Raw genomic sequence first — 21,499 nt, 5'->3', positions numbered from 1 at the left:
CGGCGTTTTTTGTGAATGCCGATCGGTCTGCGATCAGAACGGAATGTCGTCGTCCATATCGCGCGAGAAGCCACCGCCCTGGCCGCCTTGACCGCCCTGGCCACCGCCCGAACGGCCGCCACCGGAAGGCTGGCGCGACTGGTCGTAGTCGTCGTAACCACCGCCGCCGCCGCCGCCGCCGTAGTTGCTGCCGCCAAAGTCGCCGCCGCCACCACGGCTGACACCGGAGCCACCGCCCTCGCCGCGACCGTCAAGCATCGTCAGCGTCGAGTTGAAGCCCTGCAGCACGATTTCGGTCGAATATCGGTCGTTGCCGTTCTGGTCCTGCCACTTGCGCGTCTGCAGCGCGCCTTCGATATAGAGCTTGGCGCCCTTCTTCACATATTGTTCGACGACCTTGCAGAGGCCCTCGTTGAAGACGACGACCGTGTGCCATTCGGTCTTTTCCTTGCGCTCGCCGCTGTTGCGGTCGCGCCAGGATTCCGAGGTTGCGATGCGCAGGTTGGCAATCGGCCGGCCGTCCTGCGTGCGCCGGATTTCCGGGTCAGCCCCGACATTTCCGATCAAGATTACCTTGTTGACGCTTCCAGCCATGTTGCTTTTCCCGTGGTTTCACCGGGCCGTCGGCCCGGTTTGGAATTTCAAGAGCGCGCATCTTAGCGGCCCGATGCCGCCGATACGCCCCGCCCAGCACATAATCCACAACAGTTTTGGTCGTTTTATGTGCGCTTTGTTCTTTATTTGTTCTAGTATTTGGCTATGATCCTGTCAACCGACTCGAATTGGTCGCCTGTTTTGCCGATTGCGCCTCGACATGGGCGTTAGCGTCATTACATAGGGGGCTTTCAACCGACATGCAAAAGCTGGCTTCCGATGAGTGAACTCAAGACCATCTCCATTCGTGGTGCGCGCGAGCACAATCTGAAAGGCATCGACCTCGATCTGCCGCGCAACAAGCTGATCGTGATGACCGGCCTTTCCGGCTCCGGCAAGTCTTCGCTCGCCTTCGATACGATCTATGCCGAAGGGCAGCGCCGCTATGTCGAGAGCCTGTCGGCCTATGCCCGTCAGTTCCTCGAGATGATGCAGAAGCCGGATGTCGACCAGATCGACGGCCTGTCGCCGGCGATCTCGATCGAGCAGAAGACGACCTCGCGCAACCCGCGCTCGACGGTCGGCACGGTCACCGAAATCTACGACTATATGCGCCTGCTCTTTGCGCGCGTCGGCGTGCCCTATTCGCCGGCGACGGGCCTCCCGATCGAAAGCCAGACGGTCAGCCAGATGGTCGACCGCGTGCTGGAGTTCGGCGAAGGCACGCGCCTTTACATTCTTGCGCCGCTCGTTCGCGGCCGCAAGGGCGAATACAAGAAGGAACTCGCCGAACTGATGAAGAAGGGCTTTCAGCGCGTCAAGGTTGACGGCACCTTCTACGAGATCGCCGAGGTTCCGGCGCTCGACAAGAAATACAAGCACGACATCGATGTGGTGGTCGACCGTGTCGTCGTTCGGCCCGACCTTGCCTCGCGCCTTGCCGACAGCCTCGAGACCTGCCTGACGCTTGCCGATGGTCTCGCCGTTGCAGAATTCGCCGACAAGCCGCTGCCGCCGGAAGAAACGGCCGCCGGCGGTTCGGCCAACAAGTCGCTCAACGAGACTCATGAGCGCGTGCTGTTCTCGGAAAAATTCGCCTGCCCGGTCTCCGGCTTCACGATCTCCGAGATCGAGCCGCGCCTGTTCTCGTTCAACAACCCCTTCGGCGCCTGCCCGACCTGTGACGGTCTCGGCAGCCAGCAGAAGATCGACGTGGCGCTGATCGTTCCGGAGGAGCACCGGACGCTGCGCGACGGCGCGATCGCGCCCTGGGCCAAGTCCTCCTCGCCTTACTACAACCAGACGCTCGAAGCACTCGGCAAGGCCTTCGGCTTCAAGCTCGGCAATCGCTGGAACGAACTGTCCTCCGCGGCGCAGAATGCGATCCTGCACGGAACGGAAGAGAAGATCGTCTTCCACTACGAGGACGGCGCCCGCTCCTACAACACCACCAAGAACTTCGAGGGCATCGTGCCCAATCTCGAGCGTCGCTGGAAGGAAACCGACAGCGCCTGGGCGCGGGAGGAGATCGAGCGCTACATGTCGGCGGCGCCCTGCCCGGCCTGCGCCGGTTTCCGCCTGAAGCCCGAGGCGCTGGCGGTCAAGATCGACAAGCTGCACATCGGCCAGGTCACCGAGATGTCGATCCGCATCGCGCGCGACTGGTTCGAAGCGCTGCCGGCGCATCTCAACACCAAACAGAATGAGATCGCAGTTCGCATCCTCAAGGAAATCCGCGACCGCCTGCGCTTCCTCAACGATGTCGGCCTTGAATATCTCAGCCTGTCGCGCAACTCCGGCACGCTCTCGGGCGGTGAAAGCCAACGCATCCGGCTCGCGTCGCAGATCGGTTCGGGGCTGACTGGCGTGCTCTACGTGCTCGACGAGCCGTCGATCGGCCTGCACCAGCGCGACAACGCCCGCCTGCTCGAAACCCTTCGCCACCTGCGCGACATCGGCAACACCGTGATCGTCGTCGAGCATGACGAAGACGCGATCCTGACGGCCGACTATGTCGTCGATATCGGTCCGGCCGCCGGCATCCACGGCGGCGAGGTCATCGCGCAAGGGGCGCCCGCCGATGTCATGGCCAATCCGAAATCGCTGACTGGCAAGTATCTGTCCGGCGAGCTTTCGGTCGCGGTTCCGAGCGAGCGCCGCAAGCCCAAGAAGAAAAAGGAAATCACCGTCGTCGGCGCGCGCGCCAACAACCTGAAGAACGTCACCGCCTCGATCCCGCTCGGCGTCTTCACCGCCGTAACTGGCGTTTCCGGAGGCGGCAAGTCGACCTTCCTGATCGAAACGCTCTACAAGTCCGCCGCCCGCCGCATCATGGGCGCGCGCGAGAACCCAGCCGAGCATGACCGTATCGATGGCTTCGAGCATATCGACAAGGTGATCGACATCGACCAGTCGCCGATCGGCCGCACGCCGCGTTCGAACCCGGCGACCTATACCGGCGCCTTCACGCCGATCCGCGACTGGTTCGCCGGTCTGCCGGAGGCAAAGACGCGCGGCTACCAGCCGGGCCGCTTCTCCTTCAACGTCAAGGGCGGCCGCTGCGAGGCCTGCCAGGGCGATGGCGTCATCAAGATCGAAATGCACTTCCTGCCGGATGTCTACGTCACCTGCGACGTTTGCCACGGCAAGCGCTACAACCGCGAAACACTCGATGTGCACTTCAAGGGCAAGTCCATTGCCGACGTGCTCGACATGACGGTCGAGGAAGGCGTCGAGTTCTTCGCCGCCGTCCCGGCCGTGCGCGACAAGCTGGTGACGCTCAACCAGGTCGGCCTCGGCTACATCAAGGTGGGTCAGCAGGCAAACACGCTCTCGGGCGGCGAAGCCCAGCGCGTTAAGCTCGCCAAGGAACTGTCGAAACGTTCGACAGGCCGTACGCTTTATATCCTCGACGAGCCGACGACCGGGCTGCATTTCCATGACGTAGCCAAGCTTCTTGAAGTTCTGCATGAGCTCGTCAACCAGGGCAATTCCGTCGTCGTCATCGAGCACAATCTCGAAGTCATCAAGACCGCCGACTGGGTCATCGACTTCGGTCCCGAGGGCGGCGATGGTGGCGGCGAGGTCATCGCCAAGGGCACACCTGAGGAGGTGGTCAAGGAGAAGCGTTCCTATACCGGCCAGTTCCTGAAGGAACTTCTCGATCGCCGGCCGATGAAAAAGGTCGAGGCGGCGGAGTGAACGCCTCGGCGCCTATCAGCGACCGGAAGAGGTGAGCGCGTTGTGATGCGGCCTGCGCGTTTGGAAGATCTGGCTGCGATGCAAAGCGTCACGGAGGCGGCCTACGAGCCCTATCGGGCGCTGCTTGGCGGGCCGCCGCTCCCGGTAACCGAAGACTACGCGCCCCGCATTCTTCGCAGCGAGATTTGGCTTCGGGAGCAGGATGACGTTGTCGCGGCCCTTGCCGTTTTCGAGCGGCACGCCGATCACCTGCTGATTTTCAGCATTGCAGTTGCGCCAGCCTGTCAGGGTCAGGGGCTGGGCATTGAACTGCTGAAATTCCTGGACAGCAAGGCGGTCGAGTGGGGCTTGCCGGAGGTGCGGCTCTACACCAATTCACGAATGGAGCGAAACATCGCGCTCTATCGCGCCTATGGATTTCAAGAAACGGGTCGCCGACCCAATCCCTATCGTCCAGGGTGGACACTCGTGGACATGACGAAATCGATCAAAGACTGAAAGCACGCGGTCAAGCGACGACCGTTGTTGAGGAGGATGGCATGGCAAAATCCGGAAAGATCCGCGTTGGCATCGGCGGCTGGACCTTCGAGCCCTGGGAGGGCACCTTCTATCCGAGCACGCTGGCCAAGAAGCGGCAGCTCGAATACGCCGGCAAGCAGCTGCGTGCGATCGAGGTGAACGGCACCTACTACTCTTCGCAGAAGCCCGAGACCTTCGCCAAGTGGGCCTCCGAGGTGCCTGAGGATTTCATCTTCTCACTAAAGGCGAGCCGCTTCGTCACCAACCGCAAGGTTCTCTCGGAAGCCGGTGAATCCATGGAGCGATTCCTGACACAAGGGTTGACCGAACTCGGGCCGCATCTTGGACCGATCCTCTGGCAGTTCGCGCCGACGAAGAAGTTTGAACCTGGCGACTTCGAGGGTTTTCTGAAACTATTACCGGCAAAGCAGGATGGGCTTCCGCTCCGCCATGTGGTCGAGGTGCGCAATCCTACCTTCCAGGCTCCGGAGTTCGTGGCGCTGCTGGAGAAATACGGCGTTGCCGTGGTGCTCGCCGAACATGCGGATTATCCGATGATCGCCGACGTTACCGCCGATTTCGTCTATCTGCGTCTGCAGAAGGGCAGCGACGATATCGAGACCTGCTATGCGGCCGACAAGCTCGACCTCTGGGCCGAGCGCGCCAAGAGCTTTGCCAGTGGCGACGAGCCGAGCGGGCTTGAAAAGAGCGCCCCGGACCGCAAGGCCAAGAAAGAGCCGCGCGATGTGTTTGCCTACTTCATCACCGAGGGCAAGGTGAATGCGCCGAATGGTGCCCGCGAGTTGCAGAAGCGCGTCGATTGAGTTCCAAGGCGGGATCAGTGCGTGCCGCTGATCCCGCTCACCTCTCACGAACCTGCCAGTCTTTGTACCTGCGCCGTTTCACGGGCCAGGAGTGAGATCTAAATAGGCGCTATAGGTAGTGCCGGTACTCCGTTCGGAAGCCAAAAGGCCAGCGGCCTCAAGGCGTAAGGCGCGAATCACCACGCCCACCCCATATCGTTTTCCTCAGCGCAACCGAGGGTACCGTTGGGGATGGTTTTTATGCGGTTTTTTACCCGTCAATTTTTTGATTTGGCGCTGACCGTTGCGTTAGTCTCACAGGCAACCTCTGGAAGTGCCTGATTTTCATGGGGTTGGCCGATGTCCCCGTTTTCCACAGTCGGTCCACACAACATCTAGCGCTCAAACTTCCGTCACAAACCACCCCTTGACGCCCCCGGACGATTCACGGTTAATGGATTTCACGTTGCGACGGCGGCGGACCGGATTGTTTAGCGCCCGGTTCATCTCACCAAATCGGCGGTTCTGACAGGCGGCAGTCATGGATTTCACCATGCGGTCGCCGTGAGGATTTCTGTGCGGTTTTTTGGGCCTGCCGGGGCAATATTTGGCTGGCATAAATCAGCTGTTAACACTATATTTAGTGCTTGCAGTCAGCCTATCTCACAAGATACAGGGTCACCCAGTTATGGGTTTCTCTCCATGGACGGAAGCTGAGACTGGCTGCGGGATGCCCCTTGCGGCCGGGCGGGGACAATTGCGCCTGTGGCGGGCGCTAGGCAACACGAAGGACCAGGGACAATGAAGATCGAACGTCGTTTCACGAAGGCCGGGCAATCCGCCTATGCGGAAATCGAATTCCGCAAGGCTACGAGTGAAATCAAGAACCCCGATGGTTCGATCGTCTTCCGCCTTGCCGATATCGACGTGCCGGCCCAGTTCAGCCAGGTCGCGGCCGACATTCTCGCCCAGAAGTATTTCCGCAAGGCCGGCGTGCCTGCCAAAATGAAGCGCGTCGAGGAGAACGATGTCCCCTCCTTCCTCTGGCGCTCCGTTCCCGATCAGGACGCGCTGAAGGCGCTGCCGAAAGAAGAACACTACGGTTCCGAAACCGATGCTCGCCAGGTTTTCGATCGCCTGGCCGGCACCTGGGCCTATTGGGGCTGGAAGGGCGGCTACTTCGACACCGAAGAAGACGCGTCCGCCTTCCAGGATGAACTTGCCTATATGCTCGCCACCCAGCGTGTCGCTCCGAACTCGCCGCAATGGTTCAACACCGGCCTGCACTGGGCCTATGGCATCGACGGCCCCGGCCAGGGCCACTTCTATGTCGACCCCTTCACCGGCAAGCTGACCAAGTCCAAGTCGGCCTACGAGCATCCGCAGCCGCATGCCTGCTTCATCCAGTCGGTCGCTGACGATCTCGTCAACGAAGGCGGCATCATGGATCTCTGGGTGCGCGAAGCGCGCCTGTTCAAGTATGGCTCGGGTACCGGTTCCAACTTCTCGCACCTGCGCAGCGAAGGCGAAAAGCTCTCGGGCGGCGGCAAGTCCTCCGGCCTGATGTCGTTCCTGAAGATCGGCGACCGCGCCGCCGGCGCGATCAAGTCGGGTGGCACCACCCGCCGCGCCGCGAAGATGGTTGTTGTCGATATCGACCATCCGGATATCGAGGAATACATCAACTGGAAGGTCAAGGAAGAGCAGAAGGTTGCTGCCCTCGTCACCGGCTCCAAGGTCGTCGCCAAGCACCTGAAGGCGATCATGAAGGCCTGCGTCAATTGCGACGGCACCGACGACGCCTGCTACGACCCGAAGCAGAACCCGGCGCTGAAGCGCGAGATCCGCGCCGCCAAGCAGGCGCTGGTTCCGGAAAACTACGTCCAGCGCGTCATCCAGTTCGCCAAGCAGGGTTACAAGGACCTCGAGTTCAAGACCTATGACACCGACTGGGATTCGGAAGCCTATCTGACGGTTTCGGGCCAGAACTCCAACAATTCCGTCTCGATCAAGGACGACTTCCTGCGCGCCGTTGAAGCAGACGGCGACTGGCACCTGACCGCCCGCAAGGACGGCCGCGTGATGAAGACGCTGAAGGCCCGTGACCTCTGGGAGTCGATCTCCTACGCCGCCTGGGCGTCTGCCGATCCGGGCCTGCACTTCAACACGACGATGAACGACTGGCACACAAGCCCGGCCGCCGGCCCGATCCGTGCGTCGAACCCGTGCTCGGAATACATGTTCCTCGACGACACCGCCTGCAACCTCGCCTCGCTGAACCTGATGATGTTCAAGGATGCAGCGACCAAGCGCATCAACATCGCCGACTACGAGCACGCCGTCCGCCTGTGGACCGTCGTCCTCGAAGTCTCGGTCATGATGGCGCAGTTCCCGTCCCGCGAGATTGCCGAACTCTCCTACGAATACCGCACGCTCGGCCTCGGCTATGCCAACATCGGCGGCCTGCTGATGTCCTCGGGCATTCCCTATGACAGCGCCGAGGGCCGCGCCATCGCTGGTGCGCTCACCGCAATCATGACCGGTGTCTCCTACGCCACCTCGGCCGAGATGGCCGAGAAGCTGGGTCCGTTCCCGGGCTTTGCCCCGAACCGCGACAACATGCTGCGCGTCATCCGCAACCACCGCCGCGCCGCCTATGGCGAGACGACCGGCTACGAGGCGCTCTCGGTCAACCCGGTCGCCCTCATCCATGGCGACAATCCGGACCAGGACCTCGTCATCCACGCCATGAGCGCATGGGATAAGGCACTGGAACTCGGCGAGAAGCACGGCTACCGCAACGCCCAGGCGACCGTGATCGCGCCGACCGGCACGATCGGTCTCGTCATGGACTGCGATACGACCGGCATCGAGCCCGACTTCGCGCTGGTCAAGTTCAAGAAGCTCGCCGGCGGCGGCTACTTCAAGATCATCAACCGCGCCGTTCCGGAAGCGCTGCGTTCGCTCGGCTATAGCGAAAGCCAACTCGCCGAGATCGAGGCTTACGCAGTCGGCCATGGCAACCTGAACCAGGCGCCGGCGATCAACCCGTCGACGCTGAAGGCCAAGGGCTTCACCGACGAGAAGGTGGAAGCGGTGAACGCCGCGTTGAAGAGCGCCTTCGACATCAAGTTCGTCTTCAACCAGTGGACGCTTGGCGCCGACTTCCTGAAGGGCACGCTGAAGGTCACGGACGAGCAGCTCGGCGCGATGGACTTCAACCTCCTCGACCACATGGGCTTTACGAAGAAGGACATCGAAGCGGCCAACATCCACGTTTGCGGAGCGATGACGCTCGAAGGCGCCCCGTTCCTCAAGAACGAGCATCTGCCGGTGTTCGATTGCGCCAACCCCTGCGGCAAGATCGGCAAGCGCTACCTCTCGGTCGAAAGCCACATCCGCATGATGGCGGCTGCCCAGCCGTTCATCTCGGGCGCCATCTCCAAGACGATCAACATGCCGAACGAGGCGACCGTCGAGGATTGCAAGAACGCCTACATGCTCTCCTGGAAGCTGGCACTGAAGGCAAACGCCCTTTATCGCGATGGCTCCAAGCTGTCGCAGCCGCTGAACGCCTCGCTGATCGAGGACGACAAGGACGAGGATGCGCTGGAGGATCTGATCCAGGCGCCGGCCGCCGCCCAGGCCGTCACCATCACCGAAAAGATCGTCGAGCGCGTCATCGAAAAGGTGATCCGCGCCCGCGAAAAGCTGCCGAACCGCCGCCAGGGCTACACCCAGAAGGCTGTCGTCGGCGGGCACAAGGTTTACCTGCGCACTGGCGAATTCGGTGACGGCCGCCTCGGCGAGATCTTCATCGACATGCACAAGGAAGGGGCTGCCTTCCGTGCGATGATGAACAATTTCGCCATCGCCATCTCGCTCGGCCTGCAATACGGCGTGCCGCTCGAAGAATATGTGGAGGCCTTCACCTTCACCAAGTTCGAGCCGGCCGGCATGGTCCAGGGCAACGACGCGATCAAGAACGCGACATCGATCCTTGACTACGTCTTCCGTGAACTGGCCGTATCCTATCTCGGCCGCCACGATCTGGCCCATGTCGACACGTCGGACTTCAGTAACACCGCACTCGGCAAGGGTATCCAGGAAGGCAAGACCAACCTGATCTCCACTGGCTGGACCCGTGGCTACAAGCCGACCATCGTCGGCGGCACGGCGGATCGCGCCGGCGAGCCGAAGGGTTCGGCCACGACAGCCCCTGCCCGCGCCTCGTCCGGCGCGACGGTGACGGCGATCGCTGGCAACACGGTGCGCAAGCTGGAGACGACAACCTCGATTGCCACGTCGGAAATCGTCGCCTTCAAGCGCGACTACGAAGAGCGTGCAGCGGAACTTGCCGAAGAGATCGCCGAGGAAACGGTCGAGACGGTAACGGAAGTGACGGCTCTCTTCTCCGACAAGGCGGCTGCGGAAGCGGCATCGGCCAAGACGGACGCCAAGAAGCTCGAAGCCGAACGCCGCGCCCGTTCGATCATGCAGGGCTACACCGGCAACATGTGCACCGAGTGCCAGAACTTCACGATGGTGCGCAACGGCACCTGCGAGAAGTGCGACACCTGCGGCGCGACCAGCGGCTGCAGCTAAGCGGCTCTCCACCGAGATATGGTTGTGGTGACGAATCAGTCAGTCAGGCGGTTTTCATAGAACGCGCGGTTGTCTCCCGACCAGAATTTTGCCCAGGGGCGTTGAGCCGTGCCCCTGGGTTTTTTCGTGGACGAGACCTGACACGGTCACGCGTCCTGTCGTGCTTGTGTGCAAAGCTGACACCGCTGTCCCCGCTCCCAGGGCAGATACCGCTCTGCTGTCCTGCAGCACGACGTGCAATCATCCATAACGACGGCTGCCGTTCACATCCTTGCCGATGATCTCCCGGATGATGGTCAAGGTCTCCCTTGCCGCCTCTTTGGGTGCAAGCGCGGTATCGGCGACGTTGCTGACCAGTTTCGTCATGTCGTGATCGATGTCCTTCTCCGCCCAACGCTTGCCTTTGGCGACGGTGATATAGACCGAGTAGGCGTGGTGCATGGTTCCGGGCCGCTCGCCGATGATGTGGAGAATTCCCCGGAAACTGTTGGGATCTGCATCTCCAAAAAGCATCTCGCCGATCCTGTAGCCGGCCCGCACCCGGCCGCTGGTCACCAGGATGTTCTTGTCGCTCACCGTGACACCGGCGTCTCCAAGCAACCTGCGCATCTCCTCCAGGTAAGGAGAAAGATGGCCGTCGTCCATGATGGCCTTGGCGTTCAGGCCGTCCGAAATGACGATCTGACCTTTGGGCATGTCGTCTTTCCAGGATGCCCTTATCCGTTCAATCTCCCTGATTGAGTCCGGGCTCAGCGTTTCGCCGGTGGTTGGGTGTGCGATGTAGTCGTTCCGGTCCTTGGACAGGGTGCGAACCGGAACGACGTTGGGCACGGCCGCGACGAACTCCGGCGTAAGTTCGGCCCAAAGCGATAGTTTGGCGTCGTCATACAGACCCCTTACTTTCGTCGCGAGCGCCGGGTTGAGATCCCAGATCTTCTCTCCGTGGCCCGTCGCCAGGTCGACGCCTCTCGCTTCGACCTCCATCATCATCTGCTTGCCTTCGTCGTAGACAGCCTCCTTTGGCCGCTTGTCACCCTTGGCGAGGCGGTACTGATAATAGACCCAGAGGGGATCCCCGTAGTTTGACGTGTAGCTGTTGTCGTTACCGACGATCCCGATGCGCTTGTAGAAATCCCACATGGCATCGTTGACCTTGAAGCCAAATTTCTCCCTAACGCGTACGTGGTCCTGAAATGCGGTCGTGAGATAGCTCAACATCGGGTCATTTTTGGTGGGTAGAGCAATCAGGTAGGCCGGATTGGCCGGCATGATCTGGTCCTGGCACCAATCCAGATCGTCCAGGCTCACCGTCATGTGCAGGGTGGTGCAGATATCGAGGCCGATGGTCAGCCCATGGAGCTTGCCCATGACCATGTCTTCGAGACAGCAGCGGACGAGTTGTTCGCGGCTCTTGAACACTTCCGGCCCGATGAAGCCGGCCACATCGTTGACATGGAGCCAGGCGCCCTTGGGCTGCACCTTCGCAAGCTCCATGCCGACGGCCCTGCTGAAGCCGTACTTTCGCGACTCGAGCACCATCATGTCGACGCCGTTTGCCACGCCGTTGGTGAATTCCGAGCCCTGCCCGGTCTCGAAGTAGAGGCCATATCTCTCCCCTGCCTTCGCGCTCGCATATTTCAGGATCTTCTCATTCGTAATATCGAAGATCTTGTTGCAGTCATCGGTTCCCGCGAGGCTCTGGAACACCGTGGATACCGTCCCCGGGAAGCTCTCGCTCACCTCGGCCTGAACGTCGATATGGGCGAGCACGCACCAGGGAATGACGTCAACCAGTTTGAAGGTATCGACGATATCCTTGAGGGCACGTTCCACCGTGACGACGCTGTTGACGGTGCTGTCCACGGGATTGGTGCCGATGACGATGTCGCCAGTCGCATAGGAGAATGCGTCGAAGACCTGCCACATGATGTCGTCGGGGTGGTCGGTTGGCGAATTCGGCTGAATACGCGCGCCCATATACCCCTTGGCCCCCAACTTGGTGTCCGGCATGACGTTGAAGATCTTTTGGCTGACGGAGATGAGCTCTTCGTTGCTCATCAGTTTCGGCACGCAGCCGATGGTATCGCTGGTCAGGCCATTCATGATGCCTTTGATCTCTTCTTCCGATCCGGTGAGAAGAAATTCCTTCAGTTGGCCCATGGTCCAGTCTTTGACCTTGTCATGCTGGGCCTTGTCCGTGGTCTGCCAGATCAGTCGTTGCAGATCGTCCTCAAGCAGCGGGCGCTGATGAAGGTCGCCGATCTTCGTGTTTGCCAGAAGGGTCCGAGCATTCGAACGTGACGTCTCATTGTCCGCCGCCACACCGATCGTCTGATCTCCTTCCTTGAACGCGTTCGCACAGCCCAGCACCTGCAGATAGGTCGTTTCGTCAAAAGCGCCCTTGATCCTGCTGATATAGGCAAAGACGTCCTCGCCCTGCTTCACCTCATCGATCGCAAGGGTGCCTTCGCCCGGTGCTGCCCGGGCAGCCTGGCTGTATGTGGCAAGCGTGGCCGCCGCAGTTCCTGCCACCAACAGGAGATCTCGTCTGGACAGTCCGTGCTGATCCGAGAACATGCCCTTGCTCATTGCCATTTCCTTTCTGCAAAAGGTCTATAGGCATTTCGCCAAACGGCCCTGGTGTGGTCGGCGATTTGAGGAGGCGCGCAGATTGCGTGCGCGTCACATGCTCCATATCGGGCGATGATGCGGCGCCCGCAGGTCCCTTGATCGATGCGCCGCCGCCCCTCGACGGACGGGCTTGCGATCAGAAGACGCGTCTGCGCCGGCTACTGCAGGCTCATCACGATGCGCCCGTCGATCTTGCCGGCCTCCATCCGGTGGAAGATCTCATTGATGTTCTCCAGGCTGTCCCATGAGAAATGCGGCGCCACCTTGCCTTCAGCCGCAAACTGCAGCGATTCCTCCAAATCCTGGCGGGTGCCGACGATCGATCCGCGCAGCGTTATGCGCTTGAGCACCGTTTCAAATACCGGCACGGAGATCATCCCAGGGGGAAGGCCGACGAGCGCCATCGTGCCCCGCGATCGCAGGAATCCGAACGCCTGTTCCATTGCAGCAGGTGAAACCGCAGTTACGAGCGCCCCATGCACGCCGCCGGTCGCCTTGATGACCTGCTCTACGGCATCCTTCGCCTTGCCGTTGACTGTAATGTCGGCGCCTAGCTGCTTTGCAAGTGCCAGCTTGTCGTCAAAGATGTCCGCGGCGACGACATGCATGCCCATCGCCTTTGCGTACTGCACAGCCATGTGGCCAAGGCCACCGATGCCGGAGACGGCGACCCATTCGCCGGGCCGTACTTCCGTTTCCTTCAATCCCTTGTAAACGGTCACGCCGGCGCAAAGAACCGGCGCAGCAGGGCCGAAGTCCAGCCCGGTGGGCAGGCTGCCGACGAAGTCAGGATCCGCCAGTCCATACTCGGCAAATGTTCCGTTGACGGAATATCCGGTGTTCGACTGTGATGCGCAGAGTGTCTCCCAACCGGTGCGGCAATGCGGGCAGTAACCACATGCGCTGTGAAGCCAGGGAACGCCGACCCTGTCCCCCTCTTTCACTCTCTTGACACCGGCACCCACTGCCGCGACATAGCCGACGCCCTCGTGGCCCGGAATGAACGGCGGACTAGGCTTCACCGGCCAGTCTCCATTTGCTGCATGGAGGTCGGTGTGGCAGACGCCCGTTGCTTCATACTTGACCAGGATCTGCCCCGGTTGCGGCGTGGGCACCGCCATTTCCTCGATCACGAGGGGCGCGCGGAACTGTCGAACGACGGCGGCCTTCATCGTCTGGGCCATTGCTAATCCTCCTCCAAATCGCCAGGCCCACGGAGAGGCCCATTAAGGGAAGTGCGGAGCCGGCAGGCGCCTACGTCGGATACCGAAAAAGTGCACATTGATCCGGACGCCATGGACGTTCGCGGCCGGGACTCGGGCGTCATCTCATCGTTGACACGCATCGCCAGAATTTCAGCGAGGTTCGGGCCGCGCTTTCGTTAGGCATCAGCGTAAACCCGCGAGCATAGTTCGACAATGGCTCCCCGCGCTTGGGGGCGTGACCTACTGTAACATACAGCGGCGCGCGTCGATGAAGGCCCCGAGCGGCAATGGCGCGTCTGCCCCTTACTTTCGAAGAAACGGTTTTGAGACGGATCGCCCGACGAACCGATCGAGCGCGTCGCTTCGCGCAATGATGTCCAACCAGGCGCGTCGTCTCAAGTGTATTGACATGCTCGGCGCGTGTCGTGTTGACTGGATGCAATGGGGCCGTAGCTCAGTTGGGAGAGCGCCGCAATCGCACTGCGGAGGTCGAGGGTTCGACTCCCTTCGGCTCCACCAGAACACCACCGCGCGCGTCGAGAGATAGTTAAATCCAGTCGGGCTGTGCACGAGTGTTTGCGCTCGCCTAGAAGCTGCAGCATGGGTTCTGCCAGCGCCAGCGCCCAACTCGAACATCTCCCCCACGAACAGGTTGTCGAACCGCCGCGTTAGGTTTACCTTACGCCCGCTAATGACGGTACCAAGGTCCTTTTCGGAGTTGGATCGACATGCGCGTCAAAGATGTGATGACGACAAAGATCGTCAGGCTTTCGCCTGACAACAGCGTCAGACAGGCAGCCCGGATCATGTTCGACAGCCACGTCAGCGGCCTTCCGGTCGTTGACGATGAAGGCCGTCTCATTGGGCTGATCAGCGAGGGCGACTTGATCCGGCGCACGGAACTCGGTGGCGGCGGACCGCTGGCGGACGCGACGCTTGCGGCCGGCGACAGGGCCCACGCCTATATACGCCGATCCTCTTGGAGGGTGGGCGACGCCATGACAGCCGATCCCGTTACCATCGACGAGGATGCGCCGCTCGCGCGGGTGGCGGCGCTGATGCAGGAACGTGGCATCAAGCGCCTTCCCGTTCTCAGGAACGGCGTACTGGTCGGCATCGTCAGCCGCGCCGATCTGTTGCAGGCGGTTTTGTCAGCAAAGCAGGACGAGACTGCCGCAGGTGATGAAGCCATCCGACGCAGCATTCTTGTGCGCCTCGGCGAGAACACCGGCCTCGAAGGACTGGATGTGAAGGTCGCCGTGACCGATGGCATCGTTCATCTCTGGGGCAATGTGGAGACCGCCGAGTGCCGGAGGGCCGCACGGATCGTTGCCGAAAATGTCCGCGGCGTTCGGGGCGTGGTCGAGCATTTCTCGGAACCATATCCGCAATAGCGCCCCTTTTAAGTGTGCCGCGACACGCAGGTGTTCGCGGCACCGAGTTAGCAAGACGATCCCTGCCGCTGTCGTCCGAAGACAGGCGCTCCACCATTCCGCCGCCACCGGGAAACAGCAACAACCGCATCGAATTCAAGAGACTGCAGTGGCTTGCACGACGGCAAGCCGGAGAAATCCAGGCAATGTCCTAATGATCGGGAGGTTCAGATGGTTTCGCCTGAAACGGTATCGATGAAAGAGACGGCATCCGGGAGCTCGCATTCAACAACGCCATTATCGGCAGACGAACTCCGACTGATGGACGCCTATTGGCGCGCGTCGAACTACCTTTCTGTCGGCCAGATCTATCTGCTCGACAATCCGCTCCTGCGCGAGCCGCTGAAACGCGAACACATCAAGCCGCGCCTGCTCGGCCACTGGGGCACCTCGCCTGGCCTCAACATGCTCTATGTGCATCTCAACCGCGTGATCAAGCGCGACGATGTCAACATGATCTATATCATTGGGCCGGGGCACGGCGGGCCGTCGCTGGTGGCGCATGCCTATCTCGAAGGGACCTACACCGAGTTCTATCCGAACATCGGTGAAGATGCCGAGGGCATGCAGCGGCTCTTCAAGCAGTTCAGCTTTCCAGGCGGCATCCCGAGCCACGTGGCGCCGGAAACGCCCGGCAGCATCCATGAGGGCGGCGAACTTGGTTATGCGTTGAGCCATGCCTACGGTGCCGCCTTCGATAACCCGGACCTCGTCGTCGCCTGCGTGGTCGGCGACGGTGAGGCCGAGACCGGGCCGCTTGCGACAGGCTGGCAGAGCAACAAGTTCCTGAACCCTGCCCGCGACGGCTGCGTGCTGCCGATCCTGCATCTGAACGGCTACAAGATCGCCAATCCGTGCTTCCTCGCCCGCATTCCGCGCGACGAGCTGCAGAAGTTCTTCGAGGGCATGGGCTACAAGCCCTATTTCGTCGAGGGGCATGATCCGGCAAGCGTGCATCAGCAACTCGCCGCTGTGCTGGATACGGCGATGGCCGAGATCCGGCAGATCTGGGACGATGCCCGCGTGAGGGGCAATCTGAAGCGGCCGGCATGGCCGATGATCGTCTTCCGCACGCCGAAGGGCTGGACCTGCCCCCCGGAGATCGATGGCAAGAAATGCGAGGGCTACTGGCGGGCGCACCAGGTGCCGATGGGCGAAATGGACAAGCCCGAGCACATCCGCATCCTCGAGCAATGGATGAAGAGCTATCGCCCCGAGGAGCTTTTCAGCGATCAAGGCCGGCTGAAGCCGGAGATCGCAGCGCTCGCGCCAACGGGGCATCGCCGCATGAGCGACAATCCGCACGCCAATGGCGGCCTGTTGCTGCGCGACCTGAAGATGCCGGCGTTCCGCGACTATGCCGTCGAGGTTCCCCGTCCCGGCGGGACCACTGTGGAAGCAGCCCGCGTCATGGGCAAGTTCCTGCGCGACGTGATGAAATCCAACATGGACGCCAAGAACTTCCGCCTGTTCAGTCCGGATGAAAACAATTCCAATCGCTGGCAGGACGTGCTGGAGGTCACCAATCGCTGCTACATGGCCGAGATTTATCCGGAGGACGACCACCTCTCACCGGATGGCCGCATCATGGAGGTGCTGAGCGAACACCAGTGCCAGGGCTGGCTCGAAGGCTATCTGCTCACCGGCCGTCACGGCTTCTTCTCTTGCTACGAAGCCTTCATCCACATCATCGATTCAATGTTCAACCAGCATGCCAAGTGGCTGAAAGTCTGCAACGAGATCCCCTGGCGTCGGCCGGTGGGGTCGCTGAACTATTTCCTGAGTTCCCATGTCTGGCGGCAGGACCACAACGGCTTCAGCCATCAGGATCCCGGCTTCATCGACCACGTCGTCAACAAGAAGGCTGACGTCATCCGCGTCTACCTGCCGCCGGATGCCAACACGCTGCTGTCTGTCACCGACCATTGCCTGCGCAGCCGCAACTACATCAACGTCGTCGTGGCGGGAAAGCAACCCGGGCCGCAATGGCTGACAATGGAACAGGCCGTGCGCCATTGCAGCATGGGCGTCAGCATCTGGGACTGGGCGAGCAACGATGCCGACAGCGAACCGGATGTCGTCATGGCCTGTTGCGGCGACGTTCCGACGCTCGAAACGCTGGCCGCGGTGCAATTGCTGCGCGAGCATCTTCCGGAAGTGAAAGTGCGGGTCGTCAATGTCGTCAACCTGATGAAACTGCAACCGGCGGAAGAACATCCCCACGGCCTCACGGACCGTGATTTCGATGGTATCTTCACCAGGGACAAGCCGATCATCTTCGCCTTCCACGGCTATCCGTGGCTGATCCATCGCCTCACCTACCGCCGGACCAACCACGGCAACCTGCATGTTCGTGGCTACAAGGAGGAAGGTACGACGACGACGCCGTTCGACATGGTGGTGCTCAACGAGCTCGATCGTTTCCATCTCGCCGGCGATGTCATCGACCGCCTGCCCCACCTCGGGGCGCGCGCGGCCTATTTCAAGCAGGCAATTCAAGCCAAGCTGATCGAGCATCGCGAATATATCGAGAAGCATGGCGATGACATGCCGTCGATCAGCGGTTGGAAATGGGGCGTTCAGGGTGCGCAACAGGCGAAGCCGAGGACGTCGACCGAGGGTGACAACGTGTAGCCCGCAATGAAGGATCGGTCTGATGGTCCGGCCAGTTGGCAAGGTTGACGTCAGTGCGACACGTCCGGCAGGCGTGCCTCCTGACACGACCCTGCTTTCGAATGGGAACTACAACGTGCTTCTGACCGAGGCCGGTGCCGGGTATGAGACCTGGCGCGGCCTCGATATCACGCGGTGGCGAGAGGACGGCACACGCGATTGCTGGGGCCAGTTCTGCTACATCCGCGACCTTGAGAGCGGCGAGGTCTGGACGATTGGCCGGCAGCCGATCTGCCATCCGGATGCGATCTACGAATACACGTTTCACGGCGATCGTGCGGAGTATCGCTGTTTGCTCGGAGACATCGATCTTCGATGGAACGTGTCGGTCGCACAGGATTGCGATGCCGAGGTGCGTTTGCTGAAACTCTGCAACAAGGGCGGGAAAGCGAGAAAGCTTGAGCTGACAAGCTATTCCGAAGTCTGCCTGAATGGCCGAAGCGCCGATAGCGCACATCCGGCATTTGCCAAGCTTTTCATCGAAACCTGGTTCGATACCGAAACAACCGCTTTGTTCGCGCGGCGCCGGCCGCGCAGCGCATCGGAGCGCCCCGTCTGGGCGGTGCACGTGTCTGCGTCAAGCCGCCAGGGCCATGCGGTGGAATATGAAACGGACCGCTACAGATTTCTTGGCCGGCGGCGGACGGCGTCAAACCCTGACGCCCTGGTGCCGGGGAGCCGTCTATCAGGGACGACGGGTCCCGTGCTCGATCCTATCTTCAGCCTGCGCCGGACAGTCGATCTGGAACCCTCCGGAGCGGAAGTGATCGCGTTCGTAACGGGCGCAGCCGATAGTGATGTAGACGCTTCGGCAATAGCAAGACGCTTCGCCCATATCGACGCCGCGCGTCAAGCGTTGGTGGATGCCGAGAAAAACAATGAAGGCCCGCCCCGGTCACCCTCTCCGCAAGAGTTGGCCGTCTACAATCGGCTCGCTGCGTATCTGGCATTTTCTGTTCCCGGCTTAAGGGAAGGCAGCACGCCCGACACGAGGCGGCTGAACCGCGACGACTTGGGATCGGCGGGACTATCGGGAGCCATCCCAATTCTCCTGCTGCGTATCGACAAAACAGACGAGAACGCTCTCGTCGACAACGTCATCAATGCCCACGCATTCCTTGCCAGTCGCGGATTTCCCTTCGACCTCGTGGTCCTTGATGAAAGGGAATCCAGCGAAAGCTTGCAGTTGAGCGCCAAGGCGACGGCCCATGTGGAGCAAACCCTCGGCAAAGCCGGGGGTATTCATTTCCCACCGAGGGCCAGTGTTTCGGCCGGTGCAGAAAATGCGATCACGGCCGCCGCGCGCCTCGTCCTTTGCTGCAGTCAAGGATCCCTTTCAGCTCAACTTTCGGCGAGAGCGGCTACCACTTTTCCGACGCTGAAGGAGACCAGGACGCATGTCTCCGCTGCCCGCGAAAGGCGTCACGAGGCACCACGAGATGGCCTGCTTTTTTGGAATGGCCGTGGAGGGTTTACCAAAGACGGGCGCGAATATGTGATCGCAGCGGATGCGACGCCAACGCCGTGGTGTAACGTCCTTGCCAATAGCGCGTTTGGTTGCCTGACGAGCGACAGCGGTCTTGGGTACACCTGGGCGGGCAACAGCCAACTGAACAGGCTCACGCCTTGGTCGAACGACCCGGTCTCGGACCCGCCGAGTGAAGTTATCTACTTGCGCGATGAGCAGACGGCGGAGCTATGGACGCCGACGCCTTTGCCTCTTGGTCAAACATCGACGACGAGAACGAGGCATGGCCAAGGTTACACGTGCTACGAAAGCAGTCGCGGACCATTGCATCATGAAATGGCTGTCCACGTGCCGGCCTCGGGAGCGATCAAGGTTGTGCGCCTTGCTATTCGCAACGACGGAAAACGACTTCGCCGCCTTACCGCCACCTACTTCGTTGAATGGGTTCTCGGCACGCTGCGCGAAAGCGCATTCTCCCGGGTCGAATGCGAATTTGACAGCGAGATCGGTGCTATCGTTGCCCGGAACGTCTGGGAGGGTGATTTTTCCGGAACGCTGGCATTCGCCGCCTCAAGCGCGCCTGTCCGATCGTTCACATGCGATCGGCGCGCGTTCCTCGGCAGAAACGGTTCCATCGCTCAGCCGGTGGGATTGGAAGGCTTCGATCTCGGGGGACAAACCGGTTCTCTGCTCGACCCCTGCGCAGCCCTCATGGTCAGCATTTCAATCCCGCCGGCGGTGACCGTCGAGCTGGTATTCGTGCTCGGGCAGGCCGAAAGCCGCGAGGAAATGCGCAGGCTCGTCCGCGAACATGCCGAACCGAGGGGCGCCAGGAACGCGCTGGCAGCCGTTTCACAACAGTGGGATCATCTGCTGAACGCCGTCACGGTCCGAACGCCAGATACGGCCTTCAACCTCATGATGAACCGCTGGTTGCTCTATCAGGTGTTGGCTTGCCGTATCTGGGCGCGAACAGGGTTCTACCAATCCGGCGGCGCCTATGGATTTCGCGACCAGCTCCAGGACGTCGCAGCCCTCGTCCATTGCGCGCCCGATGAAGCGCGAACGCACATCCTTCGCGCTGCCTCGCGGCAGTTTACCGAGGGAGACGTTCAACACTGGTGGCATCCGCCATCGGGTGCCGGTGTGCGCACACGCATGACGGACGACCTCTACTTTCTACCCTACGTCGTCCAGCACTATGTATCGGTCTCCGGAGACTACGCGCTCCTCAGCGAGCAGGTTCCTTTCCTCGTCTCGCCGCCTCTAACGGACGACGAGGAGGAGCGCTACGAGGTCCCTCCGGCCAGCCAGGAAAGCGGGACCATCTATGAGCACTGTTGTCGGGCACTTGACCGAGGTTTGCGGCTAGGCAGCCACGGGCTTCCGCTTATGGGAACGGGCGACTGGAACGACGGCATGAACCGGGTCGGCGCGGAAGGCAAAGGCGAGAGCGTATGGAACGGATGGTTCTTTCTAACCGTCCTTGGATCCTTTGCCGCCATCGCATCGGCGATGGCAGATGACGAACGAGCCAAATGGTGCAAGGAGCGCGCCGAGACCCTGCGCATATCCCTGGAGACCCATGCCTGGGATGGCGCCTGGTATCGCCGTGCCTACTTCGACGATGGCACTCCCCTCGGGTCCCAGTCGAACGACGAGTGCCAGATCGACGCGATCCCGCAGGCCTGGGCAGTTATCTCGGGTGCTGCAGATGCCGAGCGCGCCGCGCAGGCAATGCGCGCGGTTTGGGAGCGGCTCGTTCGTACCGACAGCGGCTTGATACAGCTTTTCGATCCGCCGTTCGACAAGGGCTCGCTGCAGCCCGGCTACATAAAGGGCTATGTGCCCGGAATTCGAGAGAATGGCGGCCAGTACACCCACGCGGCCACGTGGGTGGCGCTGGCGACAGCATTGCTGGGGGATGGCGATCGGGCGTTTCGGTTCTGGAGCATGCTCAATCCCATCAACCATGCCCTGTCACCCAAAGACACCGACCGCTACATGGTCGAGCCCTATGTTGTCAGCGCCGACGTTTATGGGGCCGCTCCTCACACCGGCCGCGGCGGCTGGACCTGGTATACCGGATCGGCGGGCTGGCTGTACCGGGTTGGTCTTGAGGCCATTCTCGGCATTCGCCGTCAGGGACCCCGGCTTTTTGTCGAGCCGTGCATTCCCACACAATGGTCGACATACGATGTTGATTTTCGGCATGGCAGATCAACATACCGTATCAAGGTGAGCCGAGATTCCAAACGAGGACAGGAACACTATTCGCTGAGCCTCGATGGCAAGAAGGTCGCTGACCGAAGTGTTCCACTCGTGGATGACGGACGAGATCACGACGTCCGTCTCGTGGTGGCCTAG

10 protein-coding genes and 1 tRNA gene are annotated in these 21,499 nt (G+C 61.1%); 8 read left to right on the top strand and 3 right to left on the bottom strand.

What is annotated here, in order from left to right; genetic code table 11:
• Positions 1-33: 33 nt before the first annotated feature.
• The gene (locus tag V7S54_RS06935) at positions 34-594 is read right to left on the bottom strand and encodes a single-stranded DNA-binding protein (RefSeq protein ID WP_065373650.1); all 561 of its coding nucleotides are present in this window, start codon (positions 592-594) and stop codon (positions 34-36) included.
• A 279-nt stretch (positions 595-873) separates the two neighbouring features.
• Between V7S54_RS06935 and uvrA the strand changes: the two genes are divergently transcribed.
• From uvrA to V7S54_RS06915, 4 genes are all read left to right on the top strand, one after another.
• Complete coding sequence (gene uvrA / locus V7S54_RS06930) at positions 874-3,795, top strand: excinuclease ABC subunit UvrA (RefSeq protein ID WP_065373649.1); 2,922 nt, start codon at positions 874-876, stop codon at positions 3,793-3,795.
• Positions 3,796-3,840: 45 nt separating this feature from the next.
• Positions 3,841-4,293, top strand: coding sequence for a GNAT family N-acetyltransferase (locus tag V7S54_RS06925; RefSeq protein WP_057250263.1), 453 nt, complete (start codon positions 3,841-3,843; stop codon positions 4,291-4,293).
• Positions 4,294-4,334: 41 nt separating this feature from the next.
• Positions 4,335-5,138: a DUF72 domain-containing protein gene (locus V7S54_RS06920; RefSeq protein WP_065373648.1), complete on the top strand. Its 804-nt coding sequence runs from the start codon at positions 4,335-4,337 to the stop codon at positions 5,136-5,138.
• 780 nt (positions 5,139-5,918) lie between these two features.
• Positions 5,919-9,722 carry a vitamin B12-dependent ribonucleotide reductase gene (locus tag V7S54_RS06915; RefSeq protein WP_065373647.1) on the top strand — a complete coding sequence of 1,268 codons (3,804 nt, stop codon included), beginning with the start codon at positions 5,919-5,921 and terminating at the stop codon, positions 9,720-9,722.
• Between the two features lie 240 nt (positions 9,723-9,962).
• Here V7S54_RS06915 and V7S54_RS06910 read toward each other — a convergent pair whose 3' ends face one another.
• Positions 9,963-12,311, bottom strand: coding sequence for an ethanolamine ammonia-lyase (locus V7S54_RS06910; RefSeq protein WP_065373646.1), 2,349 nt, complete (start codon positions 12,309-12,311; stop codon positions 9,963-9,965).
• 200 nt (positions 12,312-12,511) lie between these two features.
• Positions 12,512-13,537, bottom strand: coding sequence for an alcohol dehydrogenase AdhP (gene adhP / locus V7S54_RS06905; protein ID WP_065373645.1), 1,026 nt, complete (start codon positions 13,535-13,537; stop codon positions 12,512-12,514).
• 464 nt (positions 13,538-14,001) lie between these two features.
• Here adhP and V7S54_RS06900 point away from each other — a divergent pair.
• From V7S54_RS06900 to V7S54_RS06885, 4 genes are all read left to right on the top strand, one after another.
• Positions 14,002-14,077 (top strand) — tRNA-Ala (locus V7S54_RS06900).
• Between the two features lie 209 nt (positions 14,078-14,286).
• Positions 14,287-14,952: a CBS domain-containing protein gene (locus V7S54_RS06895; RefSeq protein ID WP_065373644.1), complete on the top strand. Its 666-nt coding sequence runs from the start codon at positions 14,287-14,289 to the stop codon at positions 14,950-14,952.
• Between the two features lie 210 nt (positions 14,953-15,162).
• Positions 15,163-17,625 (top strand): phosphoketolase family protein, encoded by a 2,463-nt coding sequence (locus V7S54_RS06890; protein WP_083203542.1) that lies wholly within the window; start codon positions 15,163-15,165, stop codon positions 17,623-17,625.
• Positions 17,626-17,647: 22 nt separating this feature from the next.
• Complete coding sequence (locus V7S54_RS06885; protein WP_336408394.1) at positions 17,648-21,499, top strand: GH36-type glycosyl hydrolase domain-containing protein; 3,852 nt, start codon at positions 17,648-17,650, stop codon at positions 21,497-21,499.

Origin of the sequence: Ensifer sp. CCNWLY38 (genome assembly GCF_037120565.1) — a bacterium.
GTDB lineage: Bacteria > Pseudomonadota > Alphaproteobacteria > Rhizobiales > Rhizobiaceae > Ensifer > Ensifer adhaerens_H.
This window is presented reverse-complemented; position numbering and strand designations above follow the sequence as displayed.